Source organism: Dolichospermum sp. UHCC 0315A, assembly GCF_008121535.1.
In the GTDB taxonomy this organism is placed as follows: domain Bacteria; phylum Cyanobacteriota; class Cyanobacteriia; order Cyanobacteriales; family Nostocaceae; genus Dolichospermum; species Dolichospermum lemmermannii.
Genome location: NZ_CP043056.1, coordinates 3,737,592 through 3,758,617 on the forward strand (window position 1 = coordinate 3,737,592; position 21,026 = coordinate 3,758,617).

20 protein-coding genes, 1 pseudogene and 1 riboswitch are annotated in these 21,026 nt (G+C 37.0%); of the genes and pseudogenes, 12 read left to right on the plus strand and 9 right to left on the minus strand.

Annotated elements, in window-relative coordinates; all coding sequences use genetic code 11:
* Positions 1-18: 18 nt before the first annotated feature.
* Entirely contained in the window at positions 19-1,329 is a 1,311-nt protein-coding gene (locus BMF77_RS17890) for a tetratricopeptide repeat protein (protein WP_148764687.1), read from the plus strand.
* 76 nt (positions 1,330-1,405) lie between these two features.
* Here BMF77_RS17890 and pyrE read toward each other — a convergent pair whose 3' ends face one another.
* The 3 genes from pyrE to BMF77_RS17905 form a co-directional block, all read right to left on the minus strand.
* Entirely contained in the window at positions 1,406-2,023 is a 618-nt protein-coding gene (gene pyrE, locus BMF77_RS17895) for an orotate phosphoribosyltransferase (RefSeq protein ID WP_148764689.1), read from the minus strand.
* A gap of 150 nt (positions 2,024-2,173) precedes the next feature.
* A complete protein-coding gene (gene cydB, locus BMF77_RS17900) occupies positions 2,174-3,184 on the minus strand; it encodes a cytochrome d ubiquinol oxidase subunit II (protein ID WP_148764691.1) in 1,011 nt (336 codons plus the stop codon).
* Positions 3,185-3,405: 221 nt separating this feature from the next.
* The gene (locus tag BMF77_RS17905) at positions 3,406-4,848 is read right to left on the minus strand and encodes a cytochrome ubiquinol oxidase subunit I (RefSeq protein ID WP_148764693.1); all 1,443 of its coding nucleotides are present in this window, start codon (positions 4,846-4,848) and stop codon (positions 3,406-3,408) included.
* Positions 4,849-5,156: 308 nt separating this feature from the next.
* Between BMF77_RS17905 and BMF77_RS17910 the strand changes: the two genes are divergently transcribed.
* The 11 genes and pseudogenes from BMF77_RS17910 to BMF77_RS17965 all read left to right on the plus strand — a co-directional run bounded on the left by BMF77_RS17910 (position 5,157) and on the right by BMF77_RS17965 (position 16,142).
* Positions 5,157-5,402, plus strand: a complete 246-nt coding sequence (locus tag BMF77_RS17910; protein WP_148764695.1) for a FeoA family protein — start codon at positions 5,157-5,159, stop codon at positions 5,400-5,402.
* The gene (gene feoB / locus BMF77_RS17915) at positions 5,399-7,198 is read left to right on the plus strand and encodes a ferrous iron transport protein B (protein ID WP_210422227.1); all 1,800 of its coding nucleotides are present in this window, start codon (positions 5,399-5,401) and stop codon (positions 7,196-7,198) included. The genes BMF77_RS17910 and feoB overlap by 4 nt, the downstream gene beginning before the upstream one ends.
* Positions 7,199-7,466: 268 nt before the next feature.
* Positions 7,467-7,763, plus strand: a complete 297-nt coding sequence (locus BMF77_RS17925; RefSeq protein WP_246863166.1) for a deoxyhypusine synthase family protein — start codon at positions 7,467-7,469, stop codon at positions 7,761-7,763.
* Between the two features lie 667 nt (positions 7,764-8,430).
* Positions 8,431-8,643, plus strand: a complete 213-nt coding sequence (locus BMF77_RS17930) for a chlorophyll a/b-binding protein (protein ID WP_148764697.1) — start codon at positions 8,431-8,433, stop codon at positions 8,641-8,643.
* 250 nt (positions 8,644-8,893) lie between these two features.
* Positions 8,894-9,022: a hypothetical protein gene (locus BMF77_RS28720; protein WP_256370315.1), complete on the plus strand. Its 129-nt coding sequence runs from the start codon at positions 8,894-8,896 to the stop codon at positions 9,020-9,022.
* Between the two features lie 4 nt (positions 9,023-9,026).
* Complete coding sequence (locus BMF77_RS17940; RefSeq protein WP_233466957.1) at positions 9,027-9,482, plus strand: cytochrome-c peroxidase; 456 nt, start codon at positions 9,027-9,029, stop codon at positions 9,480-9,482.
* A gap of 315 nt (positions 9,483-9,797) precedes the next feature.
* Positions 9,798-11,887, plus strand: a pseudogene (locus BMF77_RS28840) (TonB-dependent receptor plug domain-containing protein).
* 17 nt (positions 11,888-11,904) lie between these two features.
* On the plus strand, positions 11,905-12,765 hold the full coding sequence (locus BMF77_RS17950) for a ferredoxin (protein WP_148764699.1): 861 nt from the start codon (positions 11,905-11,907) through the stop codon (positions 12,763-12,765).
* Between the two features lie 64 nt (positions 12,766-12,829).
* The gene (locus BMF77_RS17955; protein ID WP_148764701.1) at positions 12,830-14,041 is read left to right on the plus strand and encodes an ABC transporter substrate-binding protein; all 1,212 of its coding nucleotides are present in this window, start codon (positions 12,830-12,832) and stop codon (positions 14,039-14,041) included.
* Positions 14,041-15,129 carry an iron ABC transporter permease gene (locus BMF77_RS17960; RefSeq protein ID WP_148767067.1) on the plus strand — a complete coding sequence of 363 codons (1,089 nt, stop codon included), beginning with the start codon at positions 14,041-14,043 and terminating at the stop codon, positions 15,127-15,129. The genes BMF77_RS17955 and BMF77_RS17960 overlap by 1 nt, the downstream gene beginning before the upstream one ends.
* Positions 15,126-16,142 carry an ABC transporter ATP-binding protein gene (locus BMF77_RS17965; RefSeq protein WP_148764703.1) on the plus strand — a complete coding sequence of 339 codons (1,017 nt, stop codon included), beginning with the start codon at positions 15,126-15,128 and terminating at the stop codon, positions 16,140-16,142. Before BMF77_RS17960 ends, BMF77_RS17965 begins: the two co-directional genes overlap by 4 nt.
* 112 nt (positions 16,143-16,254) lie before the next feature.
* On the opposite strand, the gene BMF77_RS17970 is transcribed toward BMF77_RS17965, so the two are convergent.
* The 6 genes from BMF77_RS17970 to BMF77_RS17995 all read right to left on the minus strand — a co-directional run bounded on the left by BMF77_RS17970 (position 16,255) and on the right by BMF77_RS17995 (position 21,020).
* Positions 16,255-17,034 (minus strand): hypothetical protein, encoded by a 780-nt coding sequence (locus BMF77_RS17970; protein WP_148764705.1) that lies wholly within the window; start codon positions 17,032-17,034, stop codon positions 16,255-16,257.
* A gap of 327 nt (positions 17,035-17,361) precedes the next feature.
* Complete coding sequence (locus tag BMF77_RS17975) at positions 17,362-18,192, minus strand: energy-coupling factor ABC transporter ATP-binding protein (RefSeq protein WP_148764707.1); 831 nt, start codon at positions 18,190-18,192, stop codon at positions 17,362-17,364.
* Positions 18,167-18,979 carry a cobalt ECF transporter T component CbiQ gene (gene cbiQ, locus BMF77_RS17980; RefSeq protein ID WP_148764708.1) on the minus strand — a complete coding sequence of 271 codons (813 nt, stop codon included), beginning with the start codon at positions 18,977-18,979 and terminating at the stop codon, positions 18,167-18,169. Before cbiQ ends, BMF77_RS17975 begins: the two co-directional genes overlap by 26 nt.
* A complete protein-coding gene (locus BMF77_RS17985) occupies positions 18,976-19,278 on the minus strand; it encodes an energy-coupling factor ABC transporter substrate-binding protein (RefSeq protein ID WP_148764710.1) in 303 nt (100 codons plus the stop codon). The genes cbiQ and BMF77_RS17985 overlap by 4 nt, the downstream gene beginning before the upstream one ends.
* A complete protein-coding gene (locus BMF77_RS17990; RefSeq protein WP_148764712.1) occupies positions 19,265-20,047 on the minus strand; it encodes an energy-coupling factor ABC transporter permease in 783 nt (260 codons plus the stop codon). Before BMF77_RS17990 ends, BMF77_RS17985 begins: the two co-directional genes overlap by 14 nt.
* Positions 20,048-20,071: 24 nt before the next feature.
* A riboswitch (cobalamin riboswitch) is annotated at positions 20,072-20,212 on the minus strand.
* A 259-nt stretch (positions 20,213-20,471) separates the two neighbouring features.
* Entirely contained in the window at positions 20,472-21,020 is a 549-nt protein-coding gene (locus BMF77_RS17995) for a fasciclin domain-containing protein (RefSeq protein WP_148764714.1), read from the minus strand.
* Between the last annotated feature and the right edge of the window lie 6 nt (positions 21,021-21,026).

Sequence of the window (21,026 nt, forward strand, 5' to 3'; positions counted from 1 at the left end):
GTGCTTACAAGTTACAAAATGAATAAAAATATTGATTTTGATGTTGTTAATGCTTTACACCAACAGGGTTTAGATCATTATCATGATGGTAATTATCAACAAGCACTGGCTAATTTTGATGCGGCTTTAGAATTATATGCTAATTTTTCGATGGCTTATATTAATCGAGGTAATATTTTTCATATTTTAGGTAATTATGAAAAAGCTATTGCTGATTATAATCAATGTATAAAAATCAATCCTAATTTTCCTGAAGCTTACCATAATCGGGGTAACAGTTATTATGCTTTGCAAGAATATCAAAGTGCAATTTCTAATTATAATCGTTCTCTAGAAATTAATCCTAAATTTGGTGCAGCTTACTACAATCGGGGTTTAGTTTATGTCCGTATTCAAGATTATTATCAAGCAATTGCTGATTTTAATCAAGCATTAAAAATAGTTCCTGATGATATTCAAGCATACTATGAACGGGGTTTAGTCCATAGTAATTTGGGAGATTATGAAAATGCCATTAAAGATTACAACCAAGCATTACAAATTAATCCTACATTAGTTTTAGTATATGGTTTTCGAGCAAATGCACATCACCACCTGGGAAATTATGAAAATGCGATTATTGATTATAATCAAGCATTACAAATTGATCCTCATTTAGCAACAGCTTACTATGGAAGGGGCATGGTACGAGAAGCTATACAGGATCTTATTGGTGCAGTTGCAGATTATACTCAAGCTATAGAAGTATCTCCAGAATTTGCCTCAGCTTACTGTAAGCGAGGAGATGCTTACAAGTTGTTAGGTAATATACAAACAGCTATTCAAGACTATAACCAAGCATTAAAGATAGATTCTGATTCTTTAGCAGCATATTATCATCGAGGAAGTAGTCGTTATATAGCTAAAGATTTTACAGGAGCAATTAGTGATTTTACTGAAGCTTTACGATTAGATTCCCAGTCTGCTGTATTTTATAGCGATCGCGCTAATGCTCGTTATGCCCTAAAGGAGTACCAAAAAGCCATATCAGATTATACTCAAGCCATCAGCATTAACCCTAATTTAGCTGAAGACTGGTTTAATCGAGGTCGTAGTCACTTTCTAGTAGGAGAATTAAATACCGCATTAGCAGATTTAAATCAATCTATTCAATTGCAACCACGCTATCCTTTAGCTTATTTAGTCAGAGCAGACATACATAGACATTTGGGGAATCAGCTAGACGCAATCGCCGATTTCCGTAAATCTGCTGATCTCTATTCTCAGTCAGGAAACACGCGATATTATCAGGAAATTACCAATCTGATTGCCAAAATGTCTCAGATTTGAATAGGGAACAGGGAACAGGGGAGAAACTTCTTTCTTCTTTCTTCCTCCTGACTCCTGACTCCTGACTCCTGACTCCTCAGTTAATTTCTCGATAGCGTTTTTGAAGATCCTGAATTGTGAATAAAGCCTCAAACTGTAACCCAGCCGACTCATATAACGCCCCACCACCTTGCAATCTATCTATTAGGGAAATTACCCTGTCTACCGTATAACCAGCCGCCTGTAACCGCTCCACAGCCTTGAGCGCAGATTGTCCAGTTGTTACCACATCTTCCAAAACCACAACTTTTGCCCCCTGGGGTAAACTGGGACCTTCAATGTAAGCCATTGTCCCGTGTCCCTTGGCTTCCTTGCGAATAATTAAAGCTGGTATAGGTCTATTTTCGTACACAGAAACCACACTAACTGCGGAGACAATCGGATCAGCACCTAAAGTTAAACCAGCTACAGCTTGAGTATCTTCAGGCAACATTGGTAACAATAACCTCGCCATAGCCAAAGCACCTTGAGGATGGAGTGTGACTTGTTTACCATTAATATAGTAAGAACTACGTTGTCCAGAGGAAAGAACAAAATCACCTTCTTGATACGCAAGCTGGCAAAATAAATCTAGTAACTTTTGACGGAGAGTAGTTAAATCAGTTGTAACAGCCCAAATATCTGGGTTGCTAAGGGTTTGAGTGGAATAAGACATTACAAACAATTAAAAGTTGTGTTAAACCAAAATTGAAACTCAATAGAGTTCTCCAATTAAGCATAAATTAAGATTTACCCAAAACCTAGCGAGAATTAAATTAATTTAATTCTGTCCGCAGAAACGAGCTTGGCTTTCGCACGGAGAGTGTCAATCTCCCTCTTCGCTGATGACTACCTTACCTCGAAAGACAAAGTAATTGTAGATGTTGTAAAACAACATAATCGGAATCAAAAACCCAATGAAAGTAATCATAAAAACCATTGAAGTAGCAGAAGATGCTGCTTGATAAATGGTAATAGTGGGGGGAATAATGTAGGGAAAGGCAATAAATCCTAAACCAATAAATGTCAGCAGAAATATTAATGCTGTGTAAACAAATGAGGCAACTTCCTCTTTCCGGTTTAGGCTTTCTAACAGCAACCAAATCAACAGCATACCCAACAAAGGAATCATGGCAAAAATATAAACTTCTGGTTGATGAAATAGTTTAAGTCTAGCATTTTCATAGACAATTGGCGTAGTAATGGTAATTAAAATTGCGCCAATAAAAGTTGTCAAAGCTGCTAATTTTGCTGTACGAAAATGAGTTTCTTGTAATGTCCCTTCAGTTTTCAAGATCAGGTAAGTTGAACCAATCAATACATAACCTTGGACAAGGGTTAATGCTGTTAGTAATGATTGCCAACTTAACCAATCCCACATTCCTCCGGTAAAATGTCCGGCTGCATCAACTTTGATTCCTGCTAATACACCACCCAAGGCAAATCCTTGAAATAAAGCAGCAATAAAACTGCCAATTCCAAAGGCAAAATTCCAAAAACTTTTATTATCAGAATGTTCTCGAAATTCAAAAGCAACAGCCCGCAAAATTAACCCCACAACCATTACCATCAAAGGTAGATAAAGGGCATTTAAAATTGTTCCATAAGCTAAAGGAAAAGCCCCAAATAATGCTCCTGCCATCAAAACTAACCAGGTTTCGTTAGCATCCCAAACGTTACCTAAACTGGTCATTAATAAACTACGGCGTTTCTCATCAGAAGCAGTCAAAGAGAGGATACCAACGCCTAAATCAAAGCCATCTAAAAGCACATACAGGAACAGAAATAGCCCTAGAATGAAAAACCAAACTTGTGGTAAAAAGCGCAATAAAGCCAGGGGAAACGCATCTAAATTTTATTGACAAAATACCATTTTTGTGTATAAACGAAAGAATCGGTATTTATCGTTTGATGGATTTTTTCAGAGTCATCGTGATGGTTTAAATTATTGTCAATAAGTAGACATTAATGCAAATTTTTGGGTCATTATTGAGATTAAATAGTCCTTATTGATAAGATGCGTTTCCCCTGGCAATAAAGCTGTCATATAACTTCTTTCTATTGTGGCGTTTCTAAAGGACGACTATCAGGAAGATGAGTCACCGATTCAGTGGCAATTACTGTATTTATCTCACCTCCAGGTATTGGTAAAGTTAAATCTGGTCCTTTACGAATAATGCGGCTACCAAAAAACATCGCACAAACAAACAAAACACTGTAGAGAATAGTAATAACTGTCAAAGAAAATAACACTTCACCGGGTGGTAAATGAGAAGCTGCATCAGTAGTGCGAATTTGCCCGTATACCGTCCAAGGTTGTCTTCCCACACAGCGCACAATCCAGCCTGCTTCAATCGCAATATAGCCCAAAGGTGCAGCTAAAATCCAAGCCCGTAATAACCATTTTTGTTGAGTTAAGTTATTTGGACTCAGTTTACCTCTGAGCCATTGTAGGATACTCCACAGCATTAATCCTACTAAGAAAAAGCCGATTCCTGCCATGATTCGGAAGGAATAAAAAATCAAGGGAATCATTGGTGGACGGTCTTCTGGTTTCCATTCTTTCAGTCCTAATACTGGTTCAGAAAGTTTGGGTTTGAGATCTAAAATGTAACTTAAACCATTAGGAATAGAAATTTCCCAATCATTTTTTTCCGCTTTTCTATTAGGTATTGCTAATATATTCCACTTGGCAGATTCCCCAGCGGGAATTGTTTCCCATTGGGCTTCTATTGCTGCTAATTTAGTTGGTTGATAGTGATAAACTTGATCACCACTAGCGTGACCAATGTAGACTTGTAAGGGAGCAACAAAAATAGATATTGCTAAAACTATTTTCAATGATTTGCTGAAAAATTCTGAATGGCGATTATTGAGAATATACCAAGCACTAATGCCACCAATGACAAATAAAGAAGTCTCCAATGTTGCCAAGAACATATGGAGAACACTATTTACCATGAAGGGATTTAAAATTGCTTGGAAATAGTCATCAACAATAAATTTACCATTCACCATTTGTCCACCACTAGGAGTTTGAAACCATGAATTAGCAACCAAAATCCAGAATGTGGAAAGATTCGCCCCAAAAGCCACGAGAATAGTCGCTAAATAGTGAATTGCAGGAGGAACTCGCTCCCAACCAAACATCATAATTCCTAAAAAAGAAGCCTCTAGCATAAATGCCATTGAGCCTTCAAATCCGAGAATACTACCTAAGAAATCTCCCACTGCTTCTGATAATGGGGCCCAGTTAGTCCCAAACTGAAAACCCATTGGTAAACCTGATGCAACTCCGATTCCAAAGTTTAGTAAATACAGTTTTGACCAGAAACGAGCGTGATGATAATAAGTGGTATTTTTGGTTTTTAACCAGAGTCCTTCTACAACAATTAAGTAGATAGACATACCTGTAGTGATTACAGGCCAAATCATGTGAAAAATTGCTGTAAATGCAAATTGCAAGCGTGATAAAGCTAGGGTATTAGATAAAATTTCCATACTCTTTAAGGGAGTTACGCAAAAGGGCTAAATACCTATTCAGGATACACATTAATATTTGTTTACATTATATTACTTCCAAAAGTTTTAAGCTTTGAAATGTTTGACAATCGGTCGTTTAAGGTTTGACAATCGGTCGTTTTATACTTGTTCTATGCAAAGGTATTAACTGCAAAGATACCCATATCAAAACCAACCTAGAATATAACCGTACAGAATAAATCTTTTGAGATAATTTTGATATTTTTGTAAAAATATGAGATTATATTGATAATTACTCTCAATACAACTGAGAATTTTTCTAAATAATGGTAAAAAATCATCTTGGCTTGTTACAGCCTGGTCAAATTGCCACAATTACTCAACTGCACAGTGAATCTGGATTACAACAGCGCCTTCTAGCAATGGGTTTCCGCACCGGTAGGCAAATTGTGATGTTGCGTCGGGGATGGCTTTCTGGTCCACTCCATGTCCGCATTGGCACAACAGAAGTGATGCTACGTTGCCGGGAAGCTAGAGAAATAGAAGTTACAAATGTGAGTACGGGAATATGACTATCAAACAGATTGCGGTTTTGGGAATGCCAAATACTGGGAAATCTACCTTTTTTAACCGTTTTACAGGTGCTAATGCAAGTATCGGCAACTGGCCGGGGATGACAGTAGATTTGATGATGGCAAAAATCAAGGTTGGTGAGGAAGAAGCCGAGGTAGTAGATTTGCCGGGAATTTATGATTTACGGGGTTTTTCGGAAGATGAGGCCGTGGTGCGGCGGTTTTTGGAAAGTACACCAATTCACTTAGTAATAATTATTCTTAATGCAACTCAACTTGACCGCCAAATTAGTCTAGCTTTACAGATCAAACATTTACATCTTCCCGCAGTATTATTACTAAATATGGCAGATGAAGCCCCAAAATTTGGGGTAAAAATTGAGCCTACTAGAATAGCCAAGCATTTGGGAATACCAGTGCTGCCCATTAGTGCTAAGTATGGTGATGGTTATGATCAAGCAGTAAAAGCGATCGCACAAACTCTCCAGCAACAGCAAGAAGCAGTCACAGCAGGTTCTTTAGCACAGTGTTCTGCGTGCGATAGCAAAATTGCCTCAGAAATGAGCAGCTTATTGGAGGATGCAGTGTATACTCCGGAACAAGTTGAGGAAAACCTGACAACACGCTTAGATAGAATTCTGTTACATCCAGTATTTGGCTTACCGTTGTTTTTTGCAGCCATGTTTTTGATGTTCCAGATAGTATATGCCCTGGGAACACCTGTGCAAAAGTTTATGGGAGATACCCTGGACTGGTTTAAGGGAGTAGCACTAGAACCAGTATTAGGCGGTTTACCAGCATTTTTGAAAGGTTTCTTAATTCACGGTCTTTATACTGGTATGGGAACAGTTGCGGCTTTTATCCCCGTCATTGTTTTATTTTTCTTCTGCATGGCCATTGTAGAAGATAGTGGTTACTTGTCGCGTTCAGCATTTTTGATGGATGCTTTTATGGAACGATTGGGGTTAGATGGTCGTTCTTTTGTGATGTCGTTGATGGGATTTGGCTGTAATGTCCCCGCAATTATGGGGACAAGAGTGATGCGTTCCCCTGGGTTGCGAATGCTTTCCATGCTCGTTATCCCCTTTTCTTTGTGTTCAGCACGACTGAATGTATTTATTTTCATGACTACAGCTTTATTTTATCCTCACATTGCACCTGTAGTTTTATTTAGTTTGTATTTATTTAGTTTTGTCGCAGCTATTTTGACCGCATTTTTGTTTAGAGGCAGATATCCGAATAAAGAACCATTGGTATTAGAATTACCACCTTATCGCTTTCCCACCATCAAGCAAATGTGGTTACGTGCTTGGGGGGAAATTAGGCATTTTTTAAAGTGGTCAAATCGGTTTATTATCTTTGGTGTGGTAGCGATTTGGTTATTAAATAATTTGCCTTTTGGTGTCCCAATTGCCAGTTCCCAAACATTATCAGGAATGATCGGTCAAGCCACACAACCATTATTAGCACCTATTGGAATTAATGCTCAATTGGCTGTAGCTCTGATTTTCGGCTTTATTGCTAAAGAAATTGTTTTGGGTGGTTTAGCGGTAATTTATGGTAAATCTCAGGGTGCAGATTTAATGGGGACTATTGCCCATCAAATTGACTGGGTACAGGCTTATAGTTTTATGTTATTTACTCTCCTTTATGTCCCTTGTTTGTCAACTGTTGCTGTTTTGAAAAGTGAATCTAAAAGTTGGAAATTTGCAGTTATATCTGTAGTTTGGTCTGTTGGTTTAGCTTGGGTAACAAGTTTTATTTTCTATCAAAGTGCAAGAGCTTTAGGATTTTAATTTTTCACAGCAATTTTTATCTGCTTAGAGGATGTTTGAAAAGTTTTGAATGTATAAATTGACCCCTCTCCAAACCTCTCCCCGACGCGGGGAGAGGCTTTGAAAACCCCATTCCCTGGTAGGGAAGGGGGGCAGGGGGGTTAGGTTTTTGGAGATTATGGGTTTCATCTGATACTTTTCAAACAACCTCTTAGACCATTCCACGAATGGCTCAGATTTCCGGGAGTTAACCCAGTGTAAACTAGCTTCAAACTATACTGGCTTGGTGATGATTGGTGGTGGTGTGCCGAAAAACTTTGCTCAGGATACGGTGGTAGCAGCGGAAATGCTGGGTTTTGATACAATTATGCACAAGTATACAATTCAAGTTACCGTTGCTGATGAACGAGATGGGGCTTTATCTGGTTCTACTCTCAAAGAGGCGCATTCTTGGGGCAAGGTGGATAAAGCTACTGAACAAATGGTATTTGCAGAAGCAACTGTGGCTTTACCATTGATTGCGGGCTATGCATATCATAAGGGTAATTGGCGCGATCGCCAACCACATCATAAGACCTCGCGGTAAGTGGGAAACTCAGTGGCTTGGCTCCCAACAGAGGGAAGCGACACTTCGACAGGCTCAGTGCATCGCACGAGGGATTTTAATCCCTGTGGTATGCTAGAATGAAATCGTGAGTAAGAACAATAAACATCTACGTGTTTAAACATCCTAGTACGGAGAAATCCCGGCTCCTATGAAACAACGGTTAGGTTCAAGTCCTAGCGGCAGTATTGACAAGAAATAGCAAGTAATGGCAGGTTGTGGAGCGTACCGCATCTTGGCTTAGTGATGGACTCTGAAAACACTGAAAACAATAAAAGTAAGCGCAATTTCGACACCTTGATTGGTGGTTGTATTGAGCGTCTAGGCGGCGTTTGACGGTCGCAGCGAGATTAGATTAGGCTAAACCTTTAATCTAATTCTGTCAGTAGAATCTCAGTGGCTTGGCTCCCTGAGAGTGTCAATTAGCTGATTTATTTACCAAATCTCAATCTAAGGTACTTGCAGTATAGGTTTCCTCAACGGCTTTGCTGACAAATTTTTTCCTTTCAGCCCTAACTGAACTTGATTATACGGTATACCCAACAGACTTTGTACGGTATCCCGTATTTTTTATTTATGTCAAGCCCTTGCAAAAAATGTTTACAAAATGTTATATTCATTTACATAAGAAAACAAAAAAGAAAAAAACATGACAGCTAAAGGCTTTACCACCAACGAACTCGGTCAACTCAACAGCTTTGCGATTGAACCCAAAGTATATGTAGACGAAACCCCAAGAGTAGGTTTTACAGAATACGCAGAAAAGCTCAACGGACGTTTAGCAATGATTGGTTTTGTCTCACTCATAGCTGTGGAAGTAATCACAGGAAATGGCTTTATTGGATGGTTGACAAACCTGTAAATCAGTTTTTGAATCAACAAATAAAACATTAATTAAATTAGGAAAATATTAAATAATCTCACATGGAGTCTTAGTTTTTTAAACTAAGGCTTCTTTTGATTTAAATATGTAGCGATTTCTCCAAACCCACAAAATCGAAAATCAAGTTTGACAGTTTGTCTTTTGACTTAGTGATTTATTTAACTGAAAATTGAATACAGTAGAGATACGGCTACTTTCAGACTAACTTTATATATTCATACAAATAACCATGAAACGGCAATTATTATTAACATCTACCACAACAGCAGTAATTATTTTGGCTGGAAATTTTGGTGATGTTACCAAAACTGTAGCTCAAACGAGTAACACCCAAGAAGTAAAAATTAATTTCTCGTAACTCCATGAGTCTTGCGAATATTGCCTATAACCCTGTATTAACTTGGGCTAATCCTTTAATGACAAAGTTGGAAAATCAAGCTTTAGTGCCAATATTTGGGGAACATCCAGTGGAAATGGGGATGGTAGGAAGGGAGAAACAAATATTAGCAATGTTGCGAGATGACGCGAAATATCGGCAGATGTTTACAGATGCTTTTAAGAATGATAAATATCCTATTAACCTGAGTAATTTAACTAAGGCTTTAGCAGCTTTTCAACGCAGCTTGATTTCTGTCAATTCTCCCTATGATAAATATCGCTTTGGTGGTGATACCAATGCCATTTCTCCAGCAGCGAAACGGGGTGAAAAATTATTTAACAGCGAAGATTTAGAATGTTTTCACCTCTTCCTGTTCCCTGTTCCCTGTTCCCTTGCCCCAACGACAATTTTTAACGCCAACCTACTTAGCATTTCCTAGTCTAATGAAGTACAAAATTATCCGCGTTTATCTTGCTATAACGACAATTTTCAATGCCAACCTACTTAGGTATCAGTATAAAAAGTATGCTGCTCTTGGTGACTAGTTGAATTGATGCCAAACTGCTATTGCAATTTTTACTATTTATGCGATAATGATTATTATTCTCACATAAATGCAGTGCGACTTCTTTCTATCTTTATTGTTGCAGTCTTTTTCTGGCGTGTAATTGAGTAAATTACCGTCCTGGTTAATGAAAAACACTGCTACTTTGACTTGCTCAAATTTTTAGTTATACAGGTGTTTAGGTAAAAAATGTCTACTAATTTAGTTGCGAAACTGGGAATTCAAATTGTTGCATCTAGTGTAACTATGACCTTGGGCATATTGTGTGAGAATTACAAAGTTATAGCAGCAGAAATTCCCCAACACGAAGAACCAGTCACAGAGAAAATTACTCAAAATACACCAGCAGATACTGAAGAAAAAGAAGCTGATATTGAAATAAATGTCATTGAAAAATTATTAAATGAACCTGTTTTTTCACCCTTTCGTCAGGAAGGAACAGTCAAAGATTCTACTCGGCCAATTTATGTAATTACGGGTGAAGAAATGGCAGCGCAAGGTGCGAGAACCATCAGAGAAGCACTTAAATTTCTGCCTGGTATATTAGGTGATGGTACAGTAGGAACAGAAGTTAATGCTTTAAGTGGTCAATTAATTCGTGGTTCTAATACTAGTCAAGTATTAATATTACTTGATGGTAGACCAATTAATAATGCCGGAAGTGGTGGTTTCGATCTTTCGGAATTTACAACTAACAATATTCAAAGAATTGAAGTATTACCAGGAGGAGGTTCAACTCTTTACGGTTCTGATGCAATTGGGGGAGTAATTAATATTATCACCCGTCGTCCTACAGAGAAAATTACCACAGAGGCAAAAGTCAATATTGGTGCTTATGGACTCAATCAACAGAGTATTCAAAATAGCGGTAAAAAAGGTGATATTTCTTGGGTTGTAGGTTATAACCGTACCCAAGCAGAAAATAATTATCCTTTTTCTATTCCTGAAGCTAATTTTTCAGGAACAAGGAGGAATAATGATGCACTTTATAACAATTTCAATGTCAAATTAGAAGCAGATTTAGGAAAACGAAATACTCTCAGTTTCTCGACTTTATACTTAAATAAAGAACAAGGAACACCGGGAGGAGTGCCAATTCCTTTTCCTGTCAATGGACAAGGGTTTTTTAATTCGCTTACAGATAGAAATCGCAAATATACAGATCAAGTTTTGACTGATTTAACCTGGAATTCAAAATTAGGAGGTGGGAATAATTCTTTATTAACAGCTAGAGTTTATGGTGATTTTTTGAATACTCGTTTTGATCCTAGTGGTTCAAGTCGCTTTGAAACCAACCAAACTTCCTACGGAATTCAAACCACACACAGTTGGAATTTTGCTAAAAATCAAAGTTTAGTTTATGGCTTTGATTATCGCACTGTCAATGTTCGGAATACTTCTTTTAGCTATTCTACTAATAGAGAAACATTGAACTATGATAATGATATTAATCAAGGAGCATTATTTGCCAAATATGAAGTAGCATTAATCCCTAGTTTGACCGTTAATTTAGGTTTGCGTCAAGACTTTAGCACCTTGGTAAATGGTTCAGTCACATCTCCTTCTGTGGGGACAAAATTTGCTGTTTCTGACTCAACAACTTTAAGAGCAAATTACATCAAAAATTTCCGAGTTCCTACTATTGCTAATTTATTTAATGTCAATCCTAGCAATATTGGCAACCCAGAACTTAAACCAGAAAGAGGTGATAGTTTTGATATTCAGTAAACCAAAAACTTGGTGATATTGGTTTACTAAGATTAACCTTTTTCAAAAATAGCGTATCTGATACAATTGCCTTTAAGAGACTGACACCACCAGTAAATGGTAATACAGGAACTTGGGAAAATATCGGACTGGTGGAAACTACGGGAATTGAGGCGACTTTGAATTTGCAACTTGCCAAAAATATTTATACTTTTGTTAATTACACGGCAAATGATCCGCGTATTTTGAAAAGTTCTAATGCGGCGGAAATTGACAAAGAACTGCGCTTTGCTGGTGCAGATAAATTAAATTTGGGAGTTTCTTATGAAAATCCTCAAGGTTTGTATTTGGGTTTATTAATGAATTCCTTAAATGGATATCCTACTAATAATACAAATACAGAATTTTTATCTGGTTATACGACTTTTGATTTTAAACTGCGTGTACCTTTAAGTGATAAACTGGTAGTTACAGGTAGTTTGGAAAATCTCTTTAATCAGCGTTATCAGTTGTTTCCTGGTTTTCCTGACGGAGGTAGAGGTTTTCAAATTGGTTTGAGTGCTACGTTTTAATATAAGGAGAGTTTTTTATGGCTGATTTTAATTGTTGGGTAACACCAGTAAATGAAAAAACAATTGAAGCTACGGGAAATGATTGGCAAATTGAGTATGAGTTTTTTGATTGTCAAGGTGATGTTCTGGCTTGTTTAGCTTATACTTTATTTCATGAAAATTGGCATCAAGTTGGTTTGGGACATTTGGAACAAGGTAGTGTTTTAGAGTTGGAGTTTCATGAAGCACCTAAAAAATGTGTTCTCTATGATGGATATTTAACTGTTATTACTAGAGATTGGCATTTTCATTTATGTATTGAGGAAACTCTAGGTGGTCCCAATGCTGAAACTTCTATCGAAGTAAGACAGCAACGTTTGATTAATAAGGGTGCATTTTATAGAAGAATAAATCCCGAAGGAGAAGTCAGAAGTTGGGGTATTCAATTTTGGAATGGTGCTGGTGAAAAGGCTATGACGATATTTTTACCTAATCCCTATGTAGAGGATGAAAATTTGCTTCCTGAAGGTAAGGCTGATTTTAGAAAGTTGGATTTTTATCAGGAACTTAGAGATGTTTATGTATTAGGTAAAAAGCCCATTCCTTTTACTAAAAATCCTCTCAAATGTGCCTATATTGCAGTTTGCACTTCTGGACGTTGTTATCCTTCTCGAAAATGGCAACCTACTTTTGAGGCTTTAAAGGCTGCTGTTGAGAAGGCGGAATTAGATTTGGAAGTGAGAACAAGTGGTTGTTTACAGGTTTGTAAGTTAGGGCCTGTTGTTTATCATTCTACTGATAGAACTTGGTACAGTCGTGTTAAGCCGGAAGTTGCAGAAAGAATTGTACAGGAACATTTGGTTGAGGGAAATAAGGTTGTTGAATATATATATCCTTAGTTGGTGTTTTTCTGGGGTAATTTTCTCACGCAGAGGCGCAGAGGCGCAAAGAGGAATATGGAAGATGATTTTCGGGAAGTCTCAGGTTATTATTTTTCTATGTCAGTTGTTTTTAGTTGCTGTTTTGGTTGTTTCTTGTCAAGGTTCTCAGAATAGTCCGGTTGTTAGTTCAGTTAATAATGGCTGTGTTCAAAAGTATGATTCTAATGTTGATTATTTTCCCAATAAGGTGAAGGTTACTCATGCTATCGGTTTTGCAGTTGAATATTATAAAAACTACAAAGTCGTGACGATTAAAAATCCCTGGAAAGATGCTAAAACAGGTTTTAAATATGTTTTGGTTCAATGCGGTACACCAATACCATCAGGGTTCGAGAAATCCCAAATATTTACTACACCTGTAAATTCTGTGATTTCTCTTTCTACAACTCATTTACCACATTTTTCTAAGTTAAATGTTGTTGATAAGTTAATCGGTGTTAGCGATATTAAACAAGTAACTACACCAGATTTTATTGACAGAATCAAGGCTGGTAAGGTGGTATCTGTTGGCAATAATTCTACTGTGAATGTGGAGAAAGTTTTAGAACTTAATCCTGAGTTAGTTACCACTTTTGGTACTGGAAATCAACAAACTGATAGTTTTCCTAAGTTGTTGGAAGCTGGGTTAAAGGTGGCGATAAATGCTGAATATATGGAAGATACGCCACTGGGGAGAAGTGAATGGTTAAAGTTTACTGCTTTATTTTTTAATAAGGAGGAAGAGGCGGAAAAAATCTTTGCTGCAATTGCTAAGAAATACGAAGATATTGCTACTAAAGCTAAAGCTGTTAAAAATCGTCCGACTGTGTTTGTAGGCTTCAATTTTAAAGGGACTTGGTATACACCAGGTGGTAATAGTTATGTGGCTAAATATCTAGCCGACGCAGGTGCAAATTATCTTTGGAGTGAGGATAAATCTTCTGGTAGTTTACCTATATCTTTTGAAGCTGTTTTTGAACGGGCTGCTAATGCTGATTATTGGTTGAATCTTAGACAATCTTGGAACAGTTTAAAAGATGTTGTGACTGAAGATAATCGTTATGGTGATTTTCATGCTTTCAAAAAAGGAAATCTCTATAATAATAATGCTCGCCTTAGTCCCAATGGTGGTAATGACTACTGGCAAAGTGGTATTAGTAACCCTGATGTGGTTTTATCTGATTTAATTAAAATATTTCATCCAGAAATATTACCTAATCATAACCTATTTTACTATCAAAAAGTGAATAAATGATGTTAATCAAAAAGCATGAGGTTATTAATAAATTTTCACTCTGGAAATTTATTAATAAGAAATATTTGATTTTCTCGATTTTACTACTATGTTTAATTTTGGCATTCTTACTGGATTTAGGTTTTGGGGCTGTGAATATTCCCATTCATGAGGTTATGAATATCTTGCTGGGACAAGAAGCAGAAAAGACAACTTGGACAAATATTATTCTTAAATTTCGTTTACCTAAAGCTTTAACTGCAACGTTAGCTGGTGCAGCTTTAGGGGTAAGTGGCTTGCAAATGCAAACTCTATTTAAAAATCCTTTAGCGGGTCCTTTTGTATTAGGAATTAGTTCTGGTGCAAGTTTAGGAGTAGCGTTGGTTTTACTGACAGCAAGTTTGACTGTACCGACGTTATTAACTGATTTAGGAATGATTGGTGATTTTAGTTTAGTCATAGCGGCAAGTTTTGGTGCAGCTTCAGTATTAGGATTGATGTTAGTTGTTTCTCGTCGTGTACAAGATACAATGACTTTATTAATTTTAGGTTTATTATTTGGATATGCGACAAGTGCAATGGTAAGTATTTTGTTGCAATTTAGTTCACAAGAACGGATTCAAAGTTATATAATGTGGACTTTTGGAAGTTTCACTGCGGTAACTTGGCAACAATTAGCTATTTTAACTCCAGTTATTTGTGTAGGTTTATTAATTGCTGTGCTGCAATCAAAATCTTTAAATGCACTTTTATTAGGTGAATCTTATGCACGCAGTTTAGGGTTAACAGTACAAAAAACCAGATTTTCTGTGATTAGCAGTGCTTCTATATTAGCGGGAGCAATTACTGCTTTTTGTGGACCAATAGCGTTTTTAGGTGTGGCAATTCCTCATCTTTGTCGTAGTCTTTTTAATACTTCAGATCATCGGATATTAATTCCTAGTGTTATTATTATGGGAGCAACTTTAGCCTTATTTGCTGATTTGGTTTCCCAAATTCTGATAAATCAAATGGTTTTACCTTTAAATGCTATTACTGCTTTGATAGGAACTCCTGTTGTTACTTGGGTAATTCTACAACGTAACTCTAGAAAATCTTTTCCGTCATGAGTAACTCAATTCTGAAAACTCATAATTTAACTATTGGTTATAAGACTTTCCAGAAAACTATTCGGAATGTTGCATCTAATATTTCTACATCTTTGCAAACAGGAGAATTAGTTTGTCTACTTGGTCCTAATGGTGCTGGTAAGTCTACTTTATTGCGAACTCTGGCAGGAATGCAACCACCAATTGCTGGGGAAGTCAAACTTTTAGAAAATGATATTTACAAGTTACCACCACAGGAATTAGCAAAACGTTTAAGTTTGGTATTGACTGAAAAAATTGATGTGGGAATGTTATCAGCTTACGCTTTGGTGAGTATGGGCAGATATCCTTATACTGACTGGTGGGGAAAGTTAACACCTGAAGATGAGGAGATTATTAATTGGGCGATGAAATCTGTGGGAGCGGTAAATTTAGCCCAACGGAATGTGAGCGAATTAAGTGATGGTGAACGACAGAAAATTATGATTGCTAGGGCTTTAGCGCAGTCGCCTATGGTGATGTTATTGGATGAACCAACAGCATTTTTAGATTTACCACGCCGGGTGGAAATTATGCAATTGTTACGTCAATTAGCAAGGGATACAAATCAAGCAATTTTGCTTTCTACCCATGATTTAGATTTAGCTTTGCGCCTTGCTGATAAAATTTGGCTGTTAGGAATTAATGGTATTCTTCACGTTGGCGCACCAGAAGATTTGATATTAAGTGGTGCATTTGCTGATACTTTCCGCAGTGAAGGTGTGGAATTTAATATTTTTTCTGGGGAATTTAATCTGCATATACCTGAAAAAGGAACAGTTAATTTAATAGGTGAAGGTGTTGCTGCTATTTGGACAATTCGCGCCTTAGAAAGAGTAGGATTTACAGTTTTACAAGGTGGTAAATCTGCACAAATTACAGTAGAAGTTATTTCTAGTCCTGAACAATTTGTTTGGCAAATTACCAAGAATAGGGATGTTTCTATATATTATTCTGTGTCTGAAGTAATTAAATTTTTGAACATCATTAGATAGTACTGACTTTTCCCGTTAAGTCTTGAAAAGCTTGGATTATTGAGCGGTTACATTAGATAAATCATGAATGGGAGATGTAAATCTCCCACCTCTTTAAGAAATTGTCTTTTGATTAAATCAGGTAACTGGTATTTGGCACAATGGGAAATATTGCATACTCATACCAAGCTGTCCAGATAAAACTCCGAATCCAGCGTTGACGTTTTTCTGCACTTAATTCATACGCAAATGCACCGGAAGATTCATCAATGGAAGATAAATGGGAGTTACAACCACAGCCATGTTGATAGGTAAAACCGTATTTGGAGGCTATACTTTGCACTTTCATTTGGATTGCAAATACCTTACCTGCGTGGAGGATAGCATCCCAAGAACGTTTATGTTCTATATCCCGTTGATCAAATCTTAAAGCTCTTTCTTCAAATACATGATCTCGATAAATTGGAGCTAAATGAACATGATAAAAACTTGCTGGTAGATCATAACCAAATTCCCGGAAAAGTTCTAGTCCAATATGTGCCACTTTGAGTTCATTACTGTATTCAGAACCCTTTGATTCAAAATTACGTACAACTTCTGCAAAGTTCGGATAATTATGAACCATAAAATCATGACCATAAAATTCTAGAGTTTCTCGTGCCATTTGCCCAAATAACTCGGAAAATGAGCGTTTTAAATGAAATAAATGGGGACGTTCATTAAACAAATCAACATCACCATATTGCAGTTTATATTGAAACAACTGCGCCATTTCCACATAGATTTGTGGGTCACTGAGTTTAACATTTGCTCTACCTTTAGCAATATCTTGCCACACAGAAGGTAGTTGAGAAAGGGTAACGGCATTTTCACCAACAATGACTGCAATATTAGGGACTTCTTGAAGCTGCATATCCAATTTCCACAGAGATTTTAATTAACTAATTTACTATAAATCATCTCCTTTTTATTTTATTAACAGAATTAAAAAATGTTTGACAGACTGTCTTTTGACATTTAACCTACAAGTAGGTTGGGTTGACGCAAGGAAACCCAACATTATCGGAGTTTTGTTGAGTTGTATTTCCAACATTTCGGAATTTTGTTGAGTTGTACTTTCAACATTGTCGGAATTTTGTTGAGTTGTGCTTTCAACATTTTTGAAACTTTGTTGGGTTGCGCTGTCGCTTAACCCAACCTACAATATATTCACAAAAATATCTGACGGTTAAATCTATTTTCAACCATCTTTTAATATTCGTTGTCGGACTCGTTCTATAATTATTCCCTCTTCAGGAGATAACCCATTAACTAACATTTCATATATTAATGGTACACCCAATTCTAATTCTTCCAAAAGTGTCCGCTGGCTAAATACATCTTCTGGTGTTCCTTCTAGCATAAATTGTCCTTTATCCATGACAAAAACCCAATCTGCCCAACGATAGACTAAATCTAAATCATGAGTTGCCATTAATAGAGTATTGCCATCTTCATGAATTTTTTTCAGAGTTTTCATCAAGTTTCGAGTATGCTTAATATCTAAATATGCAGTGGGTTCATCTAATACTAAAAGTTGTGGTTTTAGTACCATTACATCAGCTATAGAAACTCGTTTTTTTTGTCCTAAACTTAAATGATGTACTGGCTTTTCTGCTAAATCAGTTAACCCAAACTCAATTAAAGCTTGTTCGACTCGATTCTTAATTTCTGTTTCCGGTAAACCTAAATTACACAAACCATAAGAAATATCTTCCTCAACCGTAGAAGCTACTAATTGTTGTTCTGGATCTTGAAATACTAAACCAACTTTTTGGCGAATTTTACTGAGATGTTGACGATTATAAATTAACGGTTCACCACACCATTTGACAATACCAGAATTTGGTTTATAAAGTCCATTAGCTAATAAGAAAAGTGTGGTTTTTCCACAACCATTTTGTCCAATTAAGGCACACTTTTTTCCAGAAGGAATCTTCATGGTTAAACCATTCAAAGCTGATTGTTGTAGCCTTTGTGAACCTGGATACGTGTAATGTACTTCCTCAAATTCGAGTAAATATTCCTGCATTTTGGCAAATTTCTAATCCTATTAATAATACACAGCCACAAATTGCTTCAATGGTATATCGTGGAGATAGACGATAACGTTGGGGATGCCAAAATCGCAATTCACCAGCAAAGCCTCGTGCTTGCAATCCTAGAGAAAATTGACTATATTGTTGTAGAGTTCGCTGTAATAATTGTCCAATTAATAATGCTAAACTTTTCATGCTAGTTTGCCAATTAGAATAGCCACCACGAGAATTTTGTGCTGTCAATAATTCATTAGCTGTTTTGAGCAAAATGAAAATAAACCGATACATTAGTAATAGCAAATCAGTTAAAAGTGCTGGAAATCTCAACCAACGTAAAGTTTGCAAAATTTCTGTGAACGGGACAGTTAACATGAGAAAATATAAACAAGAAACAGAGGCTAATGATCTAGTGACAATTTCCCATGCTTGAATGCTACCACTACGACTGATGTAAAGATAGAATTGTCCAAAAGTCATTCCATACCATGAGTCTAATTGAACGATTGGCAAATCAGTAATTGCCACTCCATTTACCATGAGTGCGGGTAAACTTGTTAAACAAAAGACTATGGTAAACATTAACAATCGCCAATAAACACCAGCCGGAATTTTTGCATAAATTACTGTCCAAATACTCATCCATATCACCATCAAAATTTGTACTAGTGAATGGGTAGAAAGAGAAATAGCCAATGTCGTAAATGCAAAAATTAGTTTATGTTCCGGTGGTAATCTTCTTAGTTGATTAGTGTAAGCTAGGGTATCTAATTGTAGAGTCATTCTTCACGTCTTTTTTGTTCGGAACGTCCTTTATATACACCAATTGCATAACCAACTACTCCCGCACCTAAAGCTGCTTGAGAAGCAAATAATAAACTTGCTATTTCCCCACTAGCTGGTTCAAAGATTGATTTAAACCAAGGTTTATATTCAGGTTGTATTTCTGTAATAGCGGCTTTAGCTTTGTCATCAGAACCACCAAATTTTCCATTACGCACAAATATTAATGGTGCAACTGCTAAAGCTAAAACGCCTAATATTAAAAACCAGTTATTTAAACTTTTTTTAGATTGGTTCATGACTTTGATTTTTTCCCTTAATTAATTGCAGAAGTTCCAATTCTTGAGGATTATAAGATTGTAACCAGTTCCAAACCAAGACAGTTAATAATCCTTCACTAATTGCTAAGGGTACTTGAGTAATAGCAAAAATTCCCGCGAACTTGGCAAATGAAGCGATAAATCCACCCACAGGTGCAGGAAAAGCCAAGGCAAGTTGGATAGAAGTAATAATGTAGGTGAGTAAATCTGCCAAAGCTGCGGCTAAAAATATGGCGATTTTTTGTTTACCACTCAGGCGCATTGTGAGATTATAGATCCAATAAGCTGCGAATGGGCCAGCGATCGCCATCGAAAAAGCATTTGCACCCAAGGTAGTTAATCCACCATGTGCCAGTAACAACGCCTGAAATAACAATACTAAGCTACCCAAAACTGTCATGGTCAGGGGTCCAAACAGCACCGCACCTAACCCTGTTCCTGTGGGGTGAGAACAGCTACCTGTGACAGAAGGGATTTTCAACGCTGACAGCACAAAGGTAAAAGCACCAGCCAAACCTAACAAAAGTTTCAATTCTGGGTTAGCTTGGGTAATGCGAGTCAAACTCCCCAATCCTAAAATAAAAAATGGTAATGACACAACCCACCAAAATATCGCCCATTGCACAGGTAAAAACCCTTCCATAATGTGCATTGCGTAGGCAGGTTTGGGAAAATTAACTACCAGGTAAAAACTAATAACAGCCATGAAGATGAGATTAACTAACCCCGGTTTTTTCCTAGATATCATCTGTACCTCGCAGATTTATATAAACGTCTTTTCTTTTTTATCGGCGGGCATCCTGACTTACCATATTATGGCTCACAGTTGCGGGACAGCGCCGGATTTGCACCAGACTTTCCCCCTCACGTCCAATGGCTGTTCCCCATCAGAACCGATTTTGGTAACTATATCACATTAGAATCAGAAATAAATCACAATATCATGTTGTTAATCCGCAAGGTGGCAAAATAAATCTAGTGTCAATTTACCCAACTACTTACAAATCATTAAAAGTTGTGTTACACCTAAGTTGAAACTCAACAGACTGAATACCATTTTGGAAATTTACCGCGTCAGTAAAAACAATGGGTTCTGGAGTTTGATTTACTCACCCCAGAACTCAATACTATTCTGCAAATGATCCCACAAATTATTGGCTTGAAAAAAAATTCTACAACTTCACGTCAGGGGGAAGCAGCACTTTGTCAATTACATGAATTACGCCGTTACTAGCTTTGACATCTGCTTTGGTAACTTTAGCATTACCTATAGTGACTCGACCTTTCTTAACTTGAATCTTTACTGAAGCACCTTCAACTGTTTTGACATCACCAGCCTTGATGCTTTTAGCAGTAATTTCCCCAGGAACTACATGATAGGTCAAAATCTTGACTAAGGTGGCTTTGTTTTCTGGCTGCAACAGTTTTTCTAAAGTTCCTTTTGGTAACGCTTTGAATGCGGCATCGGTAGGTGCAAATACGGTGAATGGTCCTTTGGCTGATAAGGTTTCGACTAAACCAGCCGCTTTGATAGCTGCTACTAAGGTTGTGAAAGAACTGTTACCACTGGCTACTTCTACAATTGTCCCAACAGTCTTTGTACTGGTCTGGGGTGTAGCAGGTTTTGCCGCAGGCTTAGTTCCAGCGAAAGCGGGAACACTGACGAAAAGAGTTGTGGCTGCAATGGCAATACTAACTGTTTTGGTAAATAGGGAATTCATAGTTTT